The 2,207-nt window shown below is 67.5% G+C and carries 3 protein-coding genes and 1 pseudogene; all 4 read right to left on the reverse strand.

The window, feature by feature from the left end; translation table 11 throughout:
- Nucleotides 1-127: 127 nt before the first annotated feature.
- Nucleotides 128-835, reverse strand: a complete 708-nt coding sequence (locus tag RMP09_RS02675; protein WP_310564462.1) for a uracil-DNA glycosylase — start codon at nt 833-835, stop codon at nt 128-130.
- A gap of 35 nt (nt 836-870) precedes the next feature.
- The gene (gene trpC, locus RMP09_RS02680; protein ID WP_310564463.1) at nt 871-1,671 is read right to left on the reverse strand and encodes an indole-3-glycerol phosphate synthase TrpC; all 801 of its coding nucleotides are present in this window, start codon (nt 1,669-1,671) and stop codon (nt 871-873) included.
- Nucleotides 1,664-1,807 carry a hypothetical protein gene (locus RMP09_RS02685; protein WP_310564464.1) on the reverse strand — a complete coding sequence of 48 codons (144 nt, stop codon included), beginning with the start codon at nt 1,805-1,807 and terminating at the stop codon, nt 1,664-1,666. Before RMP09_RS02685 ends, trpC begins: the two co-directional genes overlap by 8 nt.
- Nucleotides 1,808-1,815: 8 nt before the next feature.
- Nucleotides 1,816-2,207: pseudogene (gene trpD, locus RMP09_RS02690) on the reverse strand (anthranilate phosphoribosyltransferase); the annotation flags it as partial.

The following is a 2,207-nucleotide window of genomic DNA, read 5'->3' on the forward strand; positions in this document are numbered from 1 at the left end:
GCGTACTCGTAAGAGGGCAGATTTACAGTCTGCTGCCATTAACCACTCGGCCACCCCTCCATAGCGCAGCCCAGGATTATGCCACGGTTTTTTGTCGTTTGTCAGCCCACGCCTTCGATTGTGTTGTTCACCAGGCCACGGGGCGGTGTCCCTGCCCCTGCCCCTGCAGCCAGCGGTTGACGGCACTGAAATGCCCGCACCCGAGGAACGGCACCGGTCCGCGGCTGGCCGACAGGGGCGACGGGTGGTTGGCACTGAAGACCCGGTGTCGCTGCGCATCGATGAGCGCGGCTTTTTTCTGCGCGTGGGCGCCCCACAGCAAAAAGGCTTTGGGTCCGCCGGCTGCACTGCAGCTGCCGATCAGCGCGTCGGTCAACGCTTCCCAGCCTTGCCCGGCGTGGCTCGCCGGCGATCCGTCCTCGACCGTCAGCGTGGTGTTGAGCAACAGCACGCCCTGCTGCGCCCAACGCATGAGCGAGCCGTCCGCAGGCGGCGGCAGCCCCAGGTCACGTTGCAGCTCCTTGAAGATGTTGCGCAGGCTGGGCGGCGTCTTCACGCCAGGGGCCACCGAAAAGGCCAGGCCTTCGGCCTGCCCCAGGCCGTGGTACGGGTCCTGCCCCAGGATGACCACACGCACATCGGCCGGGTCCACGAGGTCCAGCGCCCGCAGGGGCTGCGGCGGGTAGACCACGGCGTCTGCGGCCAGCCGCTGGCGCAGGAAGGCCTGCAAGCCCTGGCCCGTGGGCTCGCGCCAGAAGCGATCGAGCAGCGGCGCCCAACCCGGCCGCACCGCCCATTCGGCTGGATCGGCGCTGCGCAAGCGGGTCGCACGCACCGCCGACGTATCGAACAGCCCCTGCTGCACCGGCGTCAGGCGAAGAGTTCGGCCAGCGCCACCCCAGGCTCGGGCGCGCGCATGAAGGTCTCGCCGACCAGAAAGGCGTTCACGTTCGCCGCGCGCATGGTCTGCACGTCGGCGCGGGTGAGGATGCCGGATTCGGTGATCAGCAGACGGTCGGCCGGCACCTCGGGCAGCATGTCCAGCGTGGTCTGCAGCGTCACGTCAAACGTGCGCAGGTTGCGGTTGTTGATGCCCAGCAGCGGCGTCTTGAGCTTCAGCGCCCGGTGCAACTCCTCGCGGTCGTGCACCTCCACCAGCACCGACATGTTCATGCCCAGCGCCAGGGCTTCGAGGTCGGCCATCTGCGCATCGTCCAGACAGGCCGCGATCAGCAGGATGCAGTCCGCGCCCATGGCCCGGGCTTCGTAAACCTGGTACGGATCGACCATGAAGTCCTTGCGCAGCACCGGCAAATCGCAGCTGGCACGGGCCTGCTTGAGGTAGTCGATGCTGCCCTGAAAGAACTGTTGGTCGGTCAGCACCGAGAGGCAGGCCGCGCTGACCTTCCCATCGCCTTCGGCGTAGCTCTGGGCGATGTCAGCCGGGATGAAGTCGGCGCGGATCACGCCCTTGCTGGGGCTGGCCTTCTTGATTTCGGCGATCACCGCCGCCTGGCCGGCCGCGATCTTGGCGCGCAGCGCGCCTTCGAAGTCGCGCGTGAGCACGCGGCTTTCGGCATCGAAACGCACGGCCTCCAGCGGCTTTTTCTTGCGCGCGGCGGCGATCTCTTCGTGCTTGACCGCCACGATCTTGTTCAGGATGTCACTCATGCTTCTGTGCTTTCTCGGGCTGCGGGGTTTGCAGCACCTTCTTGATGACGCGGTGCATGACCACGCCGGCGATGATGAACAGGGCCGAGACCCCCAGCGCGATCCAGGCGCCTTCGTTCTGCAGCCAGACCGGCATGGCGCGCCTCAGACGCCCGAGCCGGCGGTGGCCGACTGGGTGAAGGCCTGCAGATCGCGCAGCTTGGCCGCCGCCGCACCCGACTCGATGGTCCGGCGCGCCAGCGCGATGCCTTCCCTCATGTCGGCGGCCACGTTGGCGGCGTACAGGGCCACGCCGGCGTTGAGCGCCACGATGTCCTTGGCCGCCTTGAGGGCCGGGTCGTCGCTGTTGTTCAAGACGCCCACCAGCATGGCCTTGGAGTCGTCGGGCGTTTCCACGCGCAGCGCACGGCTGCTGGCCATGGTCAGGCCAAAGTCCTCGGGGTGGATTTCGTATTCGGCGATCTCGCCGTTCTTGAGTTCGCCCACCATGGTGGCCGCGCCCAGCGAGACCTCGTCCATGCCGTCGCGGCCGTAGA

Origin of the sequence: Hydrogenophaga sp., from assembly GCF_031426985.1 — a bacterium.
Lineage (GTDB): Bacteria > Pseudomonadota > Gammaproteobacteria > Burkholderiales > Burkholderiaceae_C > Hydrogenophaga.

What these genes read in the sequence shown, in the direction of transcription:
- trpC (WP_310564463.1), bottom strand. Translation starts at nt 1,671, where the DNA reads ATGAGTGACATCCTGAACAAGATCGTGGCGGTCAAGCACGAAGAGATC.
- RMP09_RS02685 (WP_310564464.1), bottom strand. Translation starts at nt 1,807, where the DNA reads ATGCCGGTCTGGCTGCAGAACGAAGGCGCCTGGATCGCGCTGGGGGTC.